We start from the raw sequence: 17,442 nt of genomic DNA, 5'->3' as shown, positions 1-17,442 counted from the left end.
GAGTACAGGAGAATGAGCTCCTGACCAAAAGTCAGAGGGTGAACCGTGTGAAGGTATTGTTCACGTTTTATGTTCCCAGCGGGGGTGTTGATACACTGAATCGACTGCGAACTGCCGTACTGAAGCGCCATGGCATCGAGGCACATTTATTATATTTAAATACAGGCTCAGGCTTGCAGAACAGCAGTGACACACGTATTTTCACAGCTTCCAGCGATCAGGATATTCATCATTTGATCCACTCCGAGCACTATGATGCCATTATTACCACTTCTGATATTGCCATGCCTGGCCGTCTGAGAGGTCTCGGTTACACAGGACGGATTATCTTCGAAGCCCAAGGGCTTGGAACACGGGATCAGGCTCTGGAGACGATTACAATGAGTGTCCCCTATCTTCAAGCACACTGCGATGCTGCAGTTCTGCCACCAACCGATCATCTGCTCGATATGTTCATTCATATCTGTCCATGGCTGCATCGTTTTGTCATACCAAACATGCTGGATACAGATACCTTTGCCCCCCTATCCGTAGAAGCACCGCCATATCCTGTTCTTGCATGGGTCGGACGGCTGGAGCATAACAAAAACTGGCGTGAATATCTCGAAATCTGCAAAACAGTTATTAAAAAGAAACCCAAGGCCAGACTCTGGCTATTCCACGATCCTACTCTGGCTAATCCAGAAGACGAGGTCATGTTCCGGCACATGCTGGCCGAATTCGGATTGGAAGATCGTATCGGCATTTTCATTAATGTACCACACTCACAGATGCCAGCCTTTTACTCCATGGTTGCAGCTTCAGGAGGCATCATGCTCTCCACCTCTTTACTCGAGGGGTTCGGTTACGCCGTGGCCGAGGCCATCAGCTGTGGCTGTCCCGTCCTCAGTACCGATTCGGATGGCGTTCGCTCCTTCATCACACATAACCAAACCGGGAAGTTCTACCCCCTTGGCAATGTGCAGGTCGCAGTGAATGAAGCTCTGGACCTGATGAATAACAAGAAGCTGCGGGAGTATATTCGCATTCAGGGAAGACAGCATCTCAACCGCTCCTTCTCCCCGGACCGATATGCAGCCTCTTTCCGTGAGATGATGACTGCACTGCGCATCTTTCATTAATTGTTAACCAGCTTTATCTAAAAACAGATCGCAGCATGTAGAAAAGGCAGTCCAGAGAGATACGTCCCCTAGACTGCCTTCAATTGATTTAAATTTGACGATGATCTATATATATTAAAATACTCATTTGTTAAGCTGCCTTAGTGGCCCATCATCATCGCAGGATCAGGCTGATCCCCGCTCTGAAGCTCCGGTTCAGGCATACGTTTCGGCTTGCGAAGAATCAGACTAAGCAGACATCCGAACAGGGCAATACATGCTGCGAGGAAAAACGTATCGTTGAAGCCGCTAACCAGCCCGTTCACGATGTCTGCTTTTCCTGTACCTGTCGTATTGCTCGTGACGCGAGAGGTCAGGTAGCCTGTAAGGCCCGCTACAGCAAAGGAAACAACAACCTGCTGGGCAGCAGCCGTCAGCGGTGTTACACGTGCAACCAGCTTGCGCGGTGCCGCATTCAGGACGTGTGTGTTGAGCGGCATCATGGACAAGCCCATACCAAATCCCATCATAAGAAGGGCCGTAATAATCAGTCCAAGGCCTGTTGTTGCTGTAATGGAGGACAGAATAAACAAGGCTCCTGAGATAATACCGAGACCAACAAAGGCCAGCGGTCTTGCCCCGATTCTGTCAAACAATCGACCGCCGAGCGGCATTGAGATACCGGAAGCAAGTGCTTGGGGCAGCAGGATAAGTCCTGTTTCCAAAGGAGTGTATCCTTTGATCTGCTGCAGATAGAGCGGAATGAGAATCATGGAACCGAACAAAGCTACCTGTGCTACCCAAGCGAGAACAATACCTCTGGAGAAGTCCATGGAACCAAATACCCGTAGCTCAAGTAATGGGTTTTGCTGGCGCAGCTCTACGATGATGAAGAGAATCAGCGCCACGCCGCCGACGATGATACCAGTCAGTGTGGTTGAAGACGTCCAGCTTGTTCCGCCTTCACTCACCCCATAAGCCAGCATGGAGAAAGCGATTGGAGCCAGAATCATCCCGAGCAGATCCAGTGAAGGTGTACGTCCGCGATCGGTATCCGGCAAAAATCGAACACACAGAATAAAAGCTGCGATACCGATTGGCAGATTGATCAGGAAAATCCAGTGCCAGCTCACCGATTCAATAAACCAGCCAGACAGTACGGGGCCGAGCGCAGGAGCAAGCAGCATCGGAATACCGAGCATGCCCATAATGGAGCCTCTGCGTTCAGGCGGAGCCAAGCGAAAAACCATCGCCATTCCGATCGGGGCAACCATGCCTCCCCCAAGACCCTGAATAACACGAAACACAATTAGCTGTTCAGGCGATTGGGCAATGGAGCACAACACAGAGCCTAGTGTAAACATGGCAATGGTGAACAAAAATACTCTTTTTGCTCCAAAACGATCGGTCAGCCATCCTGCCAATGGAATAACTGCGGATAACGCCAGGGTATATCCTGTAACCGTCCATTGAATGGTTTTCAGATCTGTCTTGAAATACTGTACAAGATTTGGTATAGCGACGTTAACTACCGTGCTGTCCAGAATGACCATAATCATTCCAACAATGATGGACAAGAGGGGCAGAATAATCGTTTTGATTGAAAAGGCTTCTGTCTCCTGAGGTGCTGCTGTCTGTTGTTTCACGTACTCACTCTCTTTTCCGGCATCCTGCGGCTGCCCGTTAACAGCCTGTGGACTGCCTGTCATTACGATTTTTTTCAAACCTTCGTTTTAAACTTTTGTTTTAAACTTATGTTTGATACTGGTTTAATTTTAAACAAAATACCTTTGCTGTCAAGCTATTTTTAAAAAGGATTTTTCACAGAAATAAACGACAAAAAAAAGGAGCAGGTCTTACACCTGCTCCTGATTTTAAATATAGATCAATCGGCGAGCTTCAACATCTGATGCTCTGATAACACACCAATCAGCTCTCCCGCTCCGCTGCGGCAATAGATTCGAATGACGAGATGATTCGGCACAGAACTGTTGCTGAATATTTTCAGAACACAGACTTCGGACGATACGTGCAGATGATGCACAACCTGATGATTCCCTGCTGCCTCGGGACCTGCACTTACATAGAATAGATATCGGTACGTTTCACCGTGATTGCTCGCTGCACCAACATACACATCTGCTCCTTCCCCGTCTCCGACATACGCAACCTCCACATCAATATACTTCACTGGAATATGAGTCTGTAGTACGTTCTCATGTATCTGCATCATATAAGCTGCCATCCTGCATCCCTCCTGCGGAGCCTGAATTCACAAGCTACCCCTGTAAACAGAATATGCAGCTTCTCGTCCAATCGCCTTCACCATCACCCAATTTTAAGGATTTACAGCCAATGCCCGGCCTTACTCCCCTCTTGGTTCATAGAATAACAGGATAGGAGTTCAGCCTGTGCAGGTCATGACAAGGAGGTTGTTATGAGAGTTCTGCTCGTTACGTATTGGGAGCTTACACATATGGGTGGCATCTGGACTTACATCAGGCAGCTCGCCGACAGACTCATTTCCCTGGGTGTAGAAGTAGATATCATGGGTACCCATAGTGCAAGCAACGAAGTGTATATTCGCAACCTGAATCGTTCCTTTTCCAAAAATCTGGTGTGGCCAATGCTACAAGCTAAGCTGAATCCCACCAATTTGCCTCAATTCACAGCAGATTCCCTGCTGGCCTATTACGAGTTGAACCGCTATGCATTCGAGATGGCTGCAGCCCATCTGGGGATAGAGCATTATGATGTGATCCATGCACAGGACCCTGTTGCAGCTGTGGCAATTAAACGGATTTTGAAACGTAACATCCCACTTGTCACCAGTTATCACGGTGCATTGGCCCGCGAAGCATTCTATGATGCGCAGACTTCCAACCCGCAGCTAACCTTGCCTGCCTATCTACAATCCAAACGTGGACGTTATTTCCTCTCACTGGAGCAGCGAAGTGCAGCACAGTCCGAGCTGATTCTGGTGTCGAGCCACTGGATTAAAAGCACACTCACCGATATAGGCGTGCCAGCATCCAAATTCAGACAGATTCCGTATGCCGTTGATCTGCCAACCTATCGCAAAGCCGCGGCGGCCAGATTCCCCCATCGCCCGCCTGCAGGTAAAAAGGTCATTGCTTTTACAGGAAGGCTGGAGTATATCAAAGGCGTGCATGTGTTAATCCAGGCACTTGCCCGCCTGAAAACAAAACGTTCAGATTGGGTATGCTGGATTGCGGGAGAAGGCACTCTGTTAGAGGAATTGCGGGATCAGGCAGCCAAGGCCGGTATCACATCCGACATCGTATTCTGGGGCAAGCTGGACAATATTCCTTCCTTTCTGAAGCATGCTGATATTTACGTGCAGCCGAGCCTTCAGGACACCCAACCCTTCTCCGTCACCGAGGCACAGCTTGCAGGCGTGCCCGTCATCGTAAGCGGTACAGCGGGCATGCCCGAAATGGTCGAACCCGAACGCACAGGCTGGGTCGTGCCGCCGCAGAATGCCGATTCGCTAAGTGAGCTGTTACAGGCGCTGCTTCAGGATCAGGCAACCCGCAAAGCAGTAGGAGCTGCTGCCAAAGCTTGGGCTGAACAGCATCGTTCTTTGGAAGAAATGGGGCTGCGCACGCTGCAAGTGTATCAGGAAGCTATCTATAGAGGAGGACTTTCGACATGACACTGCTCGTTCCAAGTGATCTGTACAACCGCTGGTTTTCCGTTCCCGTCTCCACACCTCATATTGAGGTGGATTACGAGACGATGAACACACTTATGCAGAAGCTTCCAAGAGGATATGTATTTCCCGATCCGGCATCCATGATTATTTTGAATGAGAAAGAATAAAAGATGAATGTCAGAAATATCGTCCTTTTCTTGTAAATATTATGTTATATTTTGGATAACAGATGTTTACATCAAAGGATGGAACAGCTTGAGATCGAAACGAAACGACTTATTGCTCTGGCACTCTCCACATTAGTCATAGTCACTGCATCAGCCTTTTACGTCACCGGGTACGCAGCGAATGATTCCCATCTTACACAAGGAACAGATGGCACAATTGGTTATGTACGCTCATCTGAGTTAATCGGCGAGGACCCTGAAACACCTGAAGAGGCTGTTAAACGTCAGTTAACACTTAACCCAGACGGCCGGGCAATCTCACTCTATGAACTTGATGAAAAAACCGTCATAGGTGAATTCAAAGTGAACAAAGTGAACGGTCCATAATGCTTCATCCTGAGAAGGTATTCCCATTTTGGAAAAACACGCAAAAGAAGCCACAGAGTGAATCTGCAGCTTCTTTTGTCATGGTTATTTTATTTCTTATCCCCCAATGTTAAAGCTGTTCTCTCAATCCGAGGCCAATCTCGAATACATATACAGATCATTAAAGATGCCTCCTGACCCTGACCCTGTTCCTGCTTCTGCGCCAGTTTCTTCCCTCTCATAAGCTCTCAGCAGCCCTTCTCTTGTGAAGCCAAGCTTCTCCAGCAGTCTGATCGAATTCACGTTGCGAGGGTCAACTTTAGCTTCAAGCCGGTTCAGTCCGAGCGAATTAAAACCACGATCTAACAAGGCTGAGACCGCCTCTGCCGCGTATCCCTTGCCCCAATAAGCTCTGGCAAGATCATATCCAATCTCCGCTCTCGCCTGCTCAAAATCAAAATAATTGTAGCCACAGGAGCCCATAATTGTACCTGACTCCTTCTCCATAATGGAGAAGCGTATAGCCTGCTTCTTCTGTGCAAGATCAGCGAGCATCCGTATCATCTCTACCGCTTGTTGTTCAGCTGTAAAAGGAGAGATATTCATAAATCTAGCAACCTCTGGATCAGACCATACTTGAAACAGGTCAGCAGCATCGGTTTCCTTCATTTGACGTAGATCTAATCGGTTCGTGTGTAATTCAGTAATCAATACGTTAACCTCCAATAGTTAATGTTATCGTCGGGTCACTCCATATTGATATCTGCGCATAGTTCAGTCCCTTCTATGTACAAGTCATCACTCATTATACTCAAAATTCTTTATCCCATCATGCGAACAGTATTCTTTCACTTCTTTCTTCTTTACTTCTTTACTTCTTTCCTATTTACTTCTTTCTTCTTTTCTCCTGCCCGCTATAAAAAAAGAGCGTTCACCCTTCAGCTTGTCAACAAAGCTTTACAGATGTTCGCTCCCATATACATCCACATCCGGTTCCTTACTCAGAACGGCGATCATTCCTTACTTCCAGTACCCGCCCACTTGCAGCAAGTTGAGCAAAATCGGGCGATGCTTCTTCTGAACGAGCTCCATCTCCGCGACCAGTTCCTTGAAATGACGCTTCGTTCCCATCGACTCGTGCAGCCGGTAACACATGAGGGGCTCATTGAAATAAAAGAGCTCATACAGCGGAAAAAGCCTCAGCCACATCTCATAGTCATGCGTATACCGAAAATTGGTGTCGAACATGCCAAAGCGCTCAAATGCCTCCATCTTCACCATCACGGTGCATCCGTTGATCGGACAGCCTTCCATCAGCACCTGCAGCATCTCCAGACGACTGCCCACCTCAGGCTTTACCGTATCCAGCCATTCACCGTGCTCATTTACATAATGGTACGCACCGTGACAGAACAAAGCCTGCACTGCAAGCATGAACTGCAGCTGTTTCTCCACCCGGTTCAGCAGCATGACATCATCTGAGCTCAGCCAGACAAAATAATCCCCTGTTGCATGCTTAATACCTTCGTTGAGCGCTGTCGCTGTGCCCCCGTTCTCTTTGCGAATGTAATGAATCTGATCCATGAACGGCTGCAGCCGCTCTACATGACTGGTCGAGCCATCATCCACCACGATCACCTCAATATGGGGATACGTCTGGTGGAGAGCGCTATGAACAGCCTGCTCAATATATCGGCAATTATAAAAAGGAATCACGATTGATACCTTCGGTTCCATCCGAGCCTCCCCTTCCTGCACAAATCTCTGCTGTAAACTGCTGCATCTCCTCCAGTATATGAAGGTTCAGATCAAGCGTAGCGGGCATCTGCGACATGGTGAACGTACATTTTAATCCTCCTGCTCCTCGCAAAAAGGCTACGCCAAACAGGCCGTCAATCAGCACGCTGTGCGGCTTCATAACGGCCTCTCTCGCTACCCGCCAAGCGCAGCAATACGCTGCAGCAGCGGTTCGCGATACCTGGACCAGACCATGGCTGCTTCTCTGCCGATCGCATCCGCATGACGAACCGACCCCATCCCCCCATGCCAGCGATACGCCGTAAGCGGCTCATTCAGATACGGGAAGCGATGGCCGTTAAGCAGGATACGCAGCCAGAGATCCAGATCATGCGTGTAGGGCAGCAACTCATCAAACAGCCCTACGCCGCCGAACAGATCCTTGCGGATCATGACCGTGCATCCATTCACCGGGTTGGAGCCATTAAAGCGGCGTAGAAAATCCAGCTCAGACATCGGCCCCGGACCGGCATGCATTCTGGTCACTGCCGAATGCTCATTAATATAATGAAAATTCGTATGTGAGACGAGCACTTGCTCACGCTGCATGAATTCAAGCTGATAACGAATTTTGTCAGGATAGAAGGAGTCATCCGAGCTTAGCCAGGCCACATAATCACCTGAGGCATGACGAATGCCGTGATTCAGCGCGGAGGCGGTACCCCCGTTGCTTTTGCCAAGCACGTTGATATGCGGCAAATAAGGCTGGAGCAGCTCCTCATGCCTTGTGGAACCATCGTTAACAACAATGACCTCCACCTCGGCATAAGTCTGATTCAACGCACTCTGAATGGCCTGCGGCACATACGGACAATTGTAGAACGGAATGACAATAGATACACGTGGATTCATTCAGTTATCCTCCCTTGGTGGGCACGCACATCGCTCAGAATGTCCCGCAGCGAATCCTCAAAGCTGATTTGTGGTCGCCAGCCCAGCTTGCGCAGCGCAGGCAATTCCTCCTGCTTCCCTGCACCGTCCGGGCCGGAAGAAGCACCGTCCCAGCGCATCGGCACCTCTGCATCGGTCATAGACAACAAGAGATCCGCAATCTCGCCAAGGCTTCGCTCCACCCCGGATACTACCGGATACACCCTCCCGCTGGTGCCATGCAGAAGTAAAACAGCATAAGCCCGAACGGCATCCCGCACATCCAGAAAATCACGGGTGTTATCTCTCCCGGATAGACGGAAGGCTTCCGTTTTGCCTGTCTGTTCACAGGCCGCCACATGCCGCGCGAGCAGAGAACAGATACCCGTGGATGGGCCGGCACCAATCAGATTGCCCGGCTCAGCCAGCATAATCTGCTGACCAAACAGGGACATCCAGGACAGCGACACCATCTCCTCCAGCGCTTTGCTCAAGCTGTATGGATGCGGCGGGGCAGGCACATGTCCGGGCTCGGGTGTATACTTGAGCCTGGAGCCAACAATAACCGTGCGGACATCTGGACAGCAGCGGAGCGCATCCAGCAGATATAACACCGCCATCACATTTGTTTCGAGCACTAACAGCGGATTAGCCCAGGAATCGGGAACCGAGTTTTTGCCAGCAAGATGCAGCACATAGTCCGGCTGAACGTGCCTGATCAGTTCCCGCACCTGGTGTTTATCATTCAAATCACAGACGTATACACTTACCTTCTCGTCAAACGCATATATATCCGGCCTACGGACAACAGCTGTAACGTCAGCCCCGGCACCTTGAAAATAATGTACCGCGTGTCGCCCGGTAAATCCGGAGGCGCCGGTAATCAGCACCTTTTTCCCCGTCAGCTCTGCTCCATCCATAATGCCAGCTCCTTCAGCATTGTTGAATACTCCGGCAGGTCTGTCTTCACATCCTCACGGGTAGATACCAATGTTCGATTCTGCACCACACTGTCGTCCGGCACAATCCTCACATCCTGCTTGTTCCAGACCTGCTGGAACAGCACAAGCAGATCATGCTTGCTTAGCGGGGCAGGATGAGCAAGATGAATCAGACCGCTAACAGGCGAGTCCAGATAATGATCTACCCATTTGGCTAACTCAAGTGTTGTGACACCATTCCAGAATACACGAGTGTACCCGCCGACCTGGCCTTTGCTTGACATGAACCACTGCATCAGACCTATGCCGCCCTGCCGGATTTCAGGTCCAATAATGGACGTTCGAATTGTTAAGTGTCCTTCATCCAGCACCTCACCTAGCGCTTTGGTGATGGCGTAGGAGGAGGTTCCATCGGTTACGTCATGCTCCCGGTATGCACCGCGATTTCCGCTAAACACACAGTCTGTACTGATATGAATCAGACGTGCACCGATGGAATCAGCCATACGCCGCAGACGATGTGGCAAGAAACCGTTAATGTGATATGCCGTGATTTTATCCTTGTCAGCGAAGCTGTTCAGCACACCAACCGCGTTAATAACCACGTCAGGGTGCACCGCTTCTACAAGCCTGTCGACCATGAAGCTGTCGTTCACATCCAGGATCAAGCCATTGGGGTCTGTCACGTCCCGGGTGGTGTAGAAGACGCTGTGCACACCTTGACGGCGGAAATAGTCGACCAGAATATGGCCGGCCATTCCGTTCCCCCCAAGAATCAGCAGCTTCATGACAGAAACCCTCCACGTTTCAGAATTTCACGAATTTCGTCTTTGGTCATAAGCTGATGTTCCGAGCTAAAGCTGCTGTAGGGCACATGCGGGCAATTCGTATAGTGCTCACGCAGCCCCGGAATTCCGAGCGTTGGCAGAATCACCAGATACTGCTCGTCATACACCACGGTAGTCATGCTTTCGAATTCGCTCATTAGTATTTCATGAATTTTCTCGCCCGGACGGATACCGCGCTCTACAATAGCTACGTTCGCCACCCCGGAGTCCTCAATCAGCACTTCGGCAAGATCAACAATTTTGCATGTTGGCATCGTCATGACAAAGATTTCTCCACCCACACTTTCCACCGAAGCCTTGAATAGCAGGGTAATGGCGTCCTTCAGCGTAAGGAAAAAGCGGGTCATGCCCATGTCCGTAATGGACACTTCACCTTTTTGGCGAATCTGATTTTTGAACAGATGCACAACACTGCCGTTCGTGCCGAGCACATTGCCGCCACGTACCGTGACAAACTTGGTATCACTGTGCAGCAGATTGGCATAAACAATCAATTTCTCGCCAATTGCCTTGGTCATCCCGTAGAAATTCGACGGATTCGCCGCTTTGTCGGTTGAAATATAGATTACTTTTTTAACTTTGTTCTCAATTGCTGCTTCAATGACATTTTGTGTGCCGATCACATTAGTTTTGAGAGCCTCGTAAGGCTGATCTTCACATACCGGCACATGCTTGAGTGCAGCCAGATGAAACACATAGTCCACATGCTGGCAGGCCGCGGTCAAAGCATCCTTGTCACGAATATCTCCAATGCGAAACAGCAGACGAGGGTCCTCGAACTCACGGCTCATGGCTACCTGGCTGGACTCGTTGCGGGAATAAACGATAATTTCCTTGGGCTGCTGAGGCAGCAGTTGAGCGACAAGCTCATACCCCCATGATCCCGTACCGCCAGTCACGAGTATACGCTTATTTTCAAACATGCATTTTCCCTCCAAGCAGAAATTTAACCACTTTACTGGATACATCTGTTGCCTTGTAACCCTGCGGACAATCCCAATCATTCGGCAGCTTGATCATCACGTTTACACAGTCCGCAATTCGTGCCGCATCCAGACCCGAAACCACGTTGCTGCCACAGTCCACCGTTTCCGGACGCTCGGTTGTCCGGCGCATCGTCACTGTGGGCACACCCATAATGCAGCATTCCTCCTGCACTGTTCCGCTATCGGTAAGTGCACAGCGCGCATGGCGCTCCAGCATGACAAAATCGAAAAAGCCAAACGGCTCGTGGAATTCCACCAACGGATGCATCTCAAGTTGCAGGTGCTCCGAGATCCGAATCGCCGTTCGCGGATGAATGCTGCATATGACACGTAGTCCATGCTCCTCCGCCACCTGATTGAGCCCCTTCATAATCTGCAGCAGATGAGGCGGGTAATCCACATTTTCAGCGCGATGAGCCGTAACGAGAAAATATTGACCGGGCTTCAGCCGGAGCTTTCTCAAAATTTTGCTGGCATTGACCTGCCCGCTATAGTGCTGCATCACCTCATAGATCGGATTGCCTGTAAGCACAATACGGCGGCTGGGCACCCCTTCACTGACGAGATGTTTCTTGCTTTGCTCGGTGTACGGCATATTTATAGTAGAGATGGCATCAATCACACGGCGATTTTTCTCCTCCGGCACATCCAGATCGAAGCAACGATTGCCTGCCTCCATGTGAATAACAGGAATTCCCATTCGCTCGGCGAGTACAGCACATAAGGCACTGTTCGTGTCTCCGAGCAGAAGCAACTTGTCGGGCTTTTCTTGCAAAATCAAGTCTTCCATCTGTGTAAACATGGAGGACAGCTGCCGCCCCAACGAGGCGGCTTCATCCTGCAGCACATAATCCGGGGCACGCAGACCCATCTCTTTGAAGAAAAGACCGCTGAGACTTTCAGTGAAGTTCTGTCCCGTGTGGATCAGAATATGTTTGGATGCGTACTGGTCCAGCTTGGAGATGATCAGGCTGAGCCGAATAATCTCAGGTCTCGTACCCAGCACGGTCATGATCTTCATCGTCATCCCTGCCTTCTATCGTGTTTTTTGGACCCTGTTTTCTTGCGTGTCTTTCTCCCGGAGGAACGTCTGCGTGAGGCCCCTTTCGAAGCTGTGATGCTTCGTCCCGCTGCTTTACGTGTCACACCGCTTTTCCTCCCGATGCGCGCACCTCGCTTCAGCCTTTTAAGCCCGCGCCGGACAGCTAATATTCCTTTCTTGCGGCGACGCTTCTTGGTAAGCTCTGCTGGCTGCATGCGCTTCTCTGCCTTGCGGGGCTGCACGGCTCCTCCATCATGAAGCTCGACGGCTATCGGAGGTAGCGAAGAACGAGGCAGAAGCTGCACAACACTCTCTGGCAACAGCAGTGCTCTAACGAGCGACGGATCAGATGCCAGCACCGTGCGCAGTCCGCCCTCTCCCCATGTCAAGACAGGCCCGTTGGGCGGCTGAATATATTTGAACCATCCGGGAAAACGCAATAACCACTGTGTGACCATCGTATGCAGCTTCGCTCGGTAGGTTTCAATACCATACAGCTTTTCCGCTTCTGTCCTGTTGCGCCATCCGGTATCCGAAGCCAGCTCCGAATCATTCAGCAGCGTCAATGCCAGCGTAACAAGCGCTTCACTATCCCCAGGCGGGGCGAGAAACGCACCGCTGCCCACCGATTCCATCAATTCCTTGAGACCGCCCTGAGCGAAAGCGATGACGGGTTTGGCAAAATAAAGCCCCTCCAGCGCTGTCATACCAAAGCCTTCCTTCACCATGCTCGGGATCACAACGATATCCATTGCGGTGTAAGCCAGAGACACATTTTCCTCAAATGTGGTGAAAATAAAGCGTTTGGCATACCCGGAACGTTTCACCCGGGCTACACATTCGTCGTAATACTTTTTGTCCGAAGGTGCACCGATAATCCAGAAGCGACAGCGCGGCTGTGTCTCACACAATTTCAGTGCCATATCCACAAAGGGCTTTAAACCTTTTGCATCATATATAAAGGAAGAAATATAACCGATGCAGGTGTGCGTGCCTTTCAGGCCAAGCTGCTTGCGTTTGCGCTCACGCAGATGCAGCCAGCGATCCGGGGCAGGCAGAGACGGCTCCCATGTCGGGGGAATAACAGTAATTCGGTCACTCATCCCCGCTTGCTTGAAGGGTGCTGCCGCTGTCTCCGAAATACCAACAATCCAGTCTGCGTAGCGGCCGATCATCTGGATCGCTTCAGCTGTATGTTCCGTCGTCTGAATAATCTCGGTAATTTTCCAGATGACCGGAATGCCCAATGATTTTGCAGCCACGGCAGGCATCACATTGACACAAGTATTCGTCAGAATCATGTCCGGCTTGTAACGCTGCAGCAGGGAAAGGGCATCTTGAAACGCCGGCGTATGCCGCAGATTTTCAGCATCCTGCGCAATGCCCAGATAAGGAGTGTACACACCGTGAAGCATCGGCAGATTACATAGGTGAACGTGTATGCCGAATCTTCGTGCGAGTCCGGTCAGCTTCCCTTCCTGGGGTGCAACGAGCACACATTCAAAGATCGAATCAATCTCTTTCATAAAATGAAGCAGCAGCTTCTCCGCACCCGTGATGCTGCGGGTGTTGCATACATGGGAAAACAACATCAGCTTTGGTTTCATTGCCATGGCCGCACACCGACCCCGTAACAGACAAGCCGATACAGGGTCCTGTGCACACCTCCTCCTGGCCGAGATTAAGAGAATATAATGCTCAACATTTCGTTTAAACGTCTGCCATACGTGTGATCTTTCAGCGTCCGCTCCAGTCCTCTCAGGGCAATTTCGCGCCGCTCCTTCTCATGTGCAAGGTAATACTCCACCTTCTCCATCATCTCCTGTGGTGAAGAATACGTCTCGATCTCCACGCCCGGTTTGTAGAAACGAGCCAGATCATCCCGTGCATCGGTCAGCTGTAATGTTGTGCTCGCAGCAATTTCGAATGTTCTCGGGTTCGGTGAGGCTGGTGGAATTTTGACCTGGTTGTTGTTGACCGAATCATCCTCGTGGGAACGATGCAGGTTAATCACAATTTTGGTGCCGTTGTATACATCATTGGTCTCCTGTGGACTCATCCAGCGGCCCAGCTCAATCTTCTCTCCATAGGCTGTATAGTCTGGCAGACGGTCCCACCAGATGCCGTTAAATACCGTGTTGTGTGACATCAGCTGAGGCATGATCGGGTTGAAGAAATACACGCGATTCCAGTAGGCTGAGCCGATAAAGCTGACATCCCGCTTCAGCGGGGAAGGCGTAGTAATCGGAAAGTAGTGGTTGGTAAAAGCGGCAAAAGGCATATAATGCACAGACGCACAGCCATGCTGGCGATATAGCTCCACGCAGTTCAGCTCCAGCGTGAATACATGGTCAAAATGCTTCACAATCTCCAGCGTCATATCGGTATAATACGGGTCATCCGTCAGCCAGATCGCTGTCTGAATCCCCGCTTGGCGTATCGCATCAATATGCTCGATCGGAATATCCATGCCATCCAGCACCAGCACCAGATCAGGGCGTACTTCCAGCGCAACCTGGGATACCGGCTGACGTGGATCAGATAAGGTCACCTGAGCGACCATCCCTTGCAGTGTAGTCAGGATTGCTTCATCCAGCGGGGAGTAGGGAAAGCCTTTCCCCGAAGAAACGTACAGCACATGCAGCTGCCGGAAGGGCAGCGGCTCCTGTGCACAATTCACAATATAGTTGGCACGGCCGCGCAAATATCCTTCCTCTTGACCCGCGTCGAATCCGGCCTGCTGCCCGTTTTTGCGTGCCTGATCAGCCAGACTGAGTACAGGCGCGTGAAGCTTTCTCGTTTTACGGTGTTTGAGAGACATACCGCCACTCCTTTTTATTTGGGATAAAGTGTTTCCGGTTGCCCTCCTTCGAGCAGAAGGAAAGCTACAAGTGTCCTAACAACTCGGCGATTCGGCGGTTAAATGTATGACGATTCATCGTCGTCAGCAAGCCGCGCCAAGCCATGGCCTGGCGTTCCTGGTCATGATGCAGATAATGCTGGATTTTGCGCTGCAGCTCTGCAGCGGTCGTGAAGGTTTCGATGTCATAGCCAGGTTGGTAATAGCGAGGCAGGTCTCCGCGAGTATCCGTAATCTGCATCGTGCCACAAGCGCTGATCTCATAGGTGCGTGGATTGATCGAGCGTCCCTCCAGCTGGTGCGTATTACGATTGTCCTCCCCGTTCTCACAGGTCCGATGTACGTTAATGACAATCTTGGCGCCGTTGTAATAATCCACCGTTGCCGCCGGATCAATCCATCCTTCGTGGATGAAGCGCCCCAGCACATCCAGCCTGGCCAATCGGCTCCACTGGCTTCCGGCAATAAACACTCTTTTATCTGCCAGATAAGGAGCAAGCTGATTGAACAGGTCAATCCGGTTCCAGAAGCCTGTGCCGATAAAACAGATATCGTATTGATACTGCGGATCTGTGCGGCGCGGATGAAACATGCCCGGATTGACAGCCAGCGGCATGTAGATGACACGCTGTGCACCTTTCCCTTTGTAGAACGGAACGGCTGCCTCCTCATGTGTAAACACAATGTCATAATGCTGACAGATGGTTGCTGTGTCCTCTGTGAAGTAAGGGTCATCGACAAACCATACAGCTGTCCGAATCCCCAGCTCACGGATGCCTCTCACCTGCTCCAGATGATTCTCGGGAAACACATGCAGACCGTTCATAACCAGAACTACATCCGGCCGGTGTTGACCAGCTTCCTGCAGCATCGCTGCCGGCGATCCGACAACGCATTCCCGAACGGACTGCTGCAGTGCCGAGATGACACCCTCATCAATGGCATCGAATCCCTGAGGGATGTAGAGCACCTTCATGTCCCGCACGGCTGGCACATATGGCTGTACCCGCTCCATGATGGCCTGACAGCCGCCAAACCTGCGGCCTTCTGCATATCCGCCGCGGTAGGCCATCTCCGCTTCAGTCAGCGGACGGTGTCTTCGTTTTGCCACATTCTTCACCCTGTCTTCCTTCAAGGAGACCCCTTGCCGGACTCTCCACGAGATTGGTCTTCCCTCTAAAGGATATGCCCCGGGGTCAGATGCATCATGGACGGGTGTCCTGCAAGGCTCAAAATTGGCTCATGCCCTCCATGTCCGCCTGCACGGGCATGTCCGCTACAGCGGTTATGTGAATAACCCGGAGGACAGGGTCCCCCGGGTTGCAGCTCTTACCTGTATGTTAGTCCTGCGATACGTGCACTACTGTGCCTTGTAAGCCAATTGGTGTCCGTCCTCGAAACCCTTGGCGAAACCCGCGTTGAATCCTTCGTTGTATGCCTCGTTGTATCCTTGACTGTATGCGTTGTCGGGGTTTGGATCGGTAGGGGTAGCCGGGACGAACGGTTGAGCGGCCTTCACATTGTGATGCCGCCGCACGGTGCGTTTCTTTTTTTTCAGCCACGCACTGCGTCCTTTGCCTGTACGTTTATGCACGACACGTTTCGATTTTAATGCACGCAGCTTGCGGATTTTACGCAGGCGGGCACCACGAGCCACCAAAGCCCGCTTTGTTTTCAGTCTGGACTTCTTCTTTAACATATCAGCATTCCTCCTGTAGGTCCCCGGTGGCACGAATGACACACGCGGGGTCTTTGAGCCAAGGCAGACCGGGCGCTCCATAGCGAATGCGGGAGAGCCTGATGCCTGTGACCATGCGAGACATCTCTTCCTGATAGCGACTAAGCAGACGTATATTCTCAGCAAGACTGCGAGCGGATACTTCCGAATGAGACGATACACTGGCTACACTGTCCAGAATACGGGCCAAGGCCTGCTGACTGTGAGCAATGGATTCAATGAGTGCCAGTTTGACCTCCTGTTCCCGCTGCAAGAGACTCATTTTCCCAGATCCCCGAGATCCATGCCGCCAAACATGCCCCCGTCCATGCCGCCATCTTCGCTGTCATTCTGGACCATAACCGCTTTAAGATTGTTGCATAGCCCCGTTTCCATGCGGGTTAACCCTTCCAGCAGCTCAACCAGCTGCTCATGCATTTTCAGCGGTTCGCCAACCTGATCTCCATGGGTTAAAAAGCTGTCTCCGTTCAGGTGATTCAGCGTCCAGTTTCGTACCTTCTCCGCCTCAATCGCCTTTGCCTCCAGAATCAGTGCAATGTTCCACTGCATTTTGGCGGCTGCATCCAGCATTAGAATAAGGCTTTGTTCTCTGCTCATGTTTCATCACCCGCCTTCCGGGCTTATTCTTCCTCTTGCACTGCAATCTCCCGCATGACCTGAGTCAGCGTCTCGGCCACAGCTTCTTCCAGGTCAGCCAGCCCCCCCAGGTAGGAGATGATACTTTTGTTTATCTGCCCCGAACTGTCCAGCAGCCCCTCAACCCCATCCAGCTCCGGCTCGATATCGGGCAAATGATGGATAATCTCTGACATGCGTACAGCGACCTGACGTTTGGCATCCAGTACCCGTGCGATCTGCTGATGGGAATGGGCGATATGTGTAATGATTTCATCTATTTTGCTCTGCATGGTGCTCCTCCTTTCGGGTTAAGGCCTGCTTCTCCATAGAAAAAAACCGGCCTATCAGCATTTGCCTGTTACAGCATATGCCGGGCCGGGATCGTCAGTTACTACAGCCTGCGCCTATATCATTAAATTCAATTACTCAACCT

General features: G+C 51.0%; 21 protein-coding genes. 4 read left to right on the top strand and 17 right to left on the bottom strand.

The window, feature by feature from the left end:
- Positions 1–47 precede the first annotated feature (47 nt).
- Positions 48–1,121, top strand: coding sequence for a glycosyltransferase family 4 protein (locus DFQ00_RS15885; protein WP_174812155.1), 1,074 nt, complete (start codon positions 48–50; stop codon positions 1,119–1,121).
- A 140-nt stretch (positions 1,122–1,261) separates the two neighbouring features.
- Here DFQ00_RS15885 and DFQ00_RS15880 read toward each other — a convergent pair whose 3' ends face one another.
- On the bottom strand, positions 1,262–2,746 hold the full coding sequence (locus DFQ00_RS15880; protein WP_110897487.1) for a DHA2 family efflux MFS transporter permease subunit: 1,485 nt from the start codon (positions 2,744–2,746) through the stop codon (positions 1,262–1,264).
- A 239-nt stretch (positions 2,747–2,985) separates the two neighbouring features.
- Positions 2,986–3,345, bottom strand: a complete 360-nt coding sequence (locus DFQ00_RS15875; protein ID WP_110897455.1) for a hypothetical protein — start codon at positions 3,343–3,345, stop codon at positions 2,986–2,988.
- A 192-nt stretch (positions 3,346–3,537) separates the two neighbouring features.
- Here DFQ00_RS15875 and DFQ00_RS15870 point away from each other — a divergent pair, with 192 nt between their 5' ends.
- The 3 genes from DFQ00_RS15870 to DFQ00_RS15865 all read left to right on the top strand — a co-directional run bounded on the left by DFQ00_RS15870 (position 3,538) and on the right by DFQ00_RS15865 (position 5,330).
- Positions 3,538–4,776, top strand: coding sequence for a glycosyltransferase family 4 protein (locus DFQ00_RS15870; protein ID WP_110897454.1), 1,239 nt, complete (start codon positions 3,538–3,540; stop codon positions 4,774–4,776).
- Positions 4,773–4,943: a hypothetical protein gene (locus DFQ00_RS29220; RefSeq protein WP_167433743.1), complete on the top strand. Its 171-nt coding sequence runs from the start codon at positions 4,773–4,775 to the stop codon at positions 4,941–4,943. Before DFQ00_RS15870 ends, DFQ00_RS29220 begins: the two co-directional genes overlap by 4 nt.
- Positions 4,944–5,021: 78 nt before the next feature.
- Complete coding sequence (locus tag DFQ00_RS15865; RefSeq protein ID WP_110897453.1) at positions 5,022–5,330, top strand: hypothetical protein; 309 nt, start codon at positions 5,022–5,024, stop codon at positions 5,328–5,330.
- Positions 5,331–5,453: 123 nt separating this feature from the next.
- On the opposite strand, the gene DFQ00_RS15860 is transcribed toward DFQ00_RS15865, so the two are convergent.
- From DFQ00_RS15860 to DFQ00_RS15790, 15 genes are all read right to left on the bottom strand, one after another.
- The gene (locus DFQ00_RS15860; protein ID WP_110897452.1) at positions 5,454–6,020 is read right to left on the bottom strand and encodes a GNAT family N-acetyltransferase; all 567 of its coding nucleotides are present in this window, start codon (positions 6,018–6,020) and stop codon (positions 5,454–5,456) included.
- A 309-nt stretch (positions 6,021–6,329) separates the two neighbouring features.
- The gene (locus DFQ00_RS15855; RefSeq protein ID WP_110897451.1) at positions 6,330–7,046 is read right to left on the bottom strand and encodes a glycosyltransferase; all 717 of its coding nucleotides are present in this window, start codon (positions 7,044–7,046) and stop codon (positions 6,330–6,332) included.
- Positions 7,009–7,227: a hypothetical protein gene (locus DFQ00_RS15850; protein ID WP_110897450.1), complete on the bottom strand. Its 219-nt coding sequence runs from the start codon at positions 7,225–7,227 to the stop codon at positions 7,009–7,011. The genes DFQ00_RS15855 and DFQ00_RS15850 overlap by 38 nt, the downstream gene beginning before the upstream one ends.
- A 14-nt stretch (positions 7,228–7,241) precedes the next feature.
- A complete protein-coding gene (locus DFQ00_RS15845) occupies positions 7,242–7,958 on the bottom strand; it encodes a glycosyltransferase (RefSeq protein WP_110897449.1) in 717 nt (238 codons plus the stop codon).
- A complete protein-coding gene (locus tag DFQ00_RS15840) occupies positions 7,955–8,896 on the bottom strand; it encodes an NAD-dependent epimerase/dehydratase family protein (RefSeq protein ID WP_110897448.1) in 942 nt (313 codons plus the stop codon). Before DFQ00_RS15840 ends, DFQ00_RS15845 begins: the two co-directional genes overlap by 4 nt.
- On the bottom strand, positions 8,878–9,705 hold the full coding sequence (locus DFQ00_RS15835; RefSeq protein ID WP_110897447.1) for a dTDP-4-dehydrorhamnose reductase family protein: 828 nt from the start codon (positions 9,703–9,705) through the stop codon (positions 8,878–8,880). Before DFQ00_RS15835 ends, DFQ00_RS15840 begins: the two co-directional genes overlap by 19 nt.
- Positions 9,702–10,688, bottom strand: a complete 987-nt coding sequence (locus tag DFQ00_RS15830) for a polysaccharide biosynthesis protein (protein ID WP_110897446.1) — start codon at positions 10,686–10,688, stop codon at positions 9,702–9,704. The genes DFQ00_RS15835 and DFQ00_RS15830 overlap by 4 nt, the downstream gene beginning before the upstream one ends.
- Positions 10,681–11,772, bottom strand: coding sequence for a non-hydrolyzing UDP-N-acetylglucosamine 2-epimerase (gene wecB / locus DFQ00_RS15825; RefSeq protein ID WP_110897486.1), 1,092 nt, complete (start codon positions 11,770–11,772; stop codon positions 10,681–10,683). Before wecB ends, DFQ00_RS15830 begins: the two co-directional genes overlap by 8 nt.
- Positions 11,773–11,774: 2 nt before the next feature.
- Positions 11,775–13,406 (bottom strand): glycosyltransferase family 4 protein, encoded by a 1,632-nt coding sequence (locus DFQ00_RS15820; RefSeq protein ID WP_110897445.1) that lies wholly within the window; start codon positions 13,404–13,406, stop codon positions 11,775–11,777.
- A 68-nt stretch (positions 13,407–13,474) separates the two neighbouring features.
- Entirely contained in the window at positions 13,475–14,614 is a 1,140-nt protein-coding gene (locus DFQ00_RS15815) for a CgeB family protein (protein ID WP_244213863.1), read from the bottom strand.
- Between the two features lie 64 nt (positions 14,615–14,678).
- On the bottom strand, positions 14,679–15,725 hold the full coding sequence (locus tag DFQ00_RS15810) for a CgeB family protein (RefSeq protein WP_110897484.1): 1,047 nt from the start codon (positions 15,723–15,725) through the stop codon (positions 14,679–14,681).
- A 288-nt stretch (positions 15,726–16,013) separates the two neighbouring features.
- Complete coding sequence (locus tag DFQ00_RS15805; RefSeq protein ID WP_110897444.1) at positions 16,014–16,352, bottom strand: hypothetical protein; 339 nt, start codon at positions 16,350–16,352, stop codon at positions 16,014–16,016.
- Between the two features lies 1 nt (position 16,353).
- Positions 16,354–16,653 (bottom strand): hypothetical protein, encoded by a 300-nt coding sequence (locus DFQ00_RS15800; protein WP_110897443.1) that lies wholly within the window; start codon positions 16,651–16,653, stop codon positions 16,354–16,356.
- Positions 16,650–16,988 carry an alpha-helical endospore appendage domain-containing protein gene (locus tag DFQ00_RS15795; protein WP_110897442.1) on the bottom strand — a complete coding sequence of 113 codons (339 nt, stop codon included), beginning with the start codon at positions 16,986–16,988 and terminating at the stop codon, positions 16,650–16,652. Before DFQ00_RS15795 ends, DFQ00_RS15800 begins: the two co-directional genes overlap by 4 nt.
- A gap of 23 nt (positions 16,989–17,011) precedes the next feature.
- Entirely contained in the window at positions 17,012–17,299 is a 288-nt protein-coding gene (locus tag DFQ00_RS15790) for a nucleoside-diphosphate sugar epimerase (protein WP_110897441.1), read from the bottom strand.
- Positions 17,300–17,442 lie beyond the last annotated feature (143 nt).

The organism is Paenibacillus barcinonensis (assembly GCF_003217495.1).
In the GTDB taxonomy this organism is placed as follows: domain Bacteria; phylum Bacillota; class Bacilli; order Paenibacillales; family Paenibacillaceae; genus Paenibacillus; species Paenibacillus barcinonensis.
The sequence above is the reverse complement of the archived record's forward strand: the minus strand, read 5'-3'. Positions and strand labels throughout refer to the sequence as shown.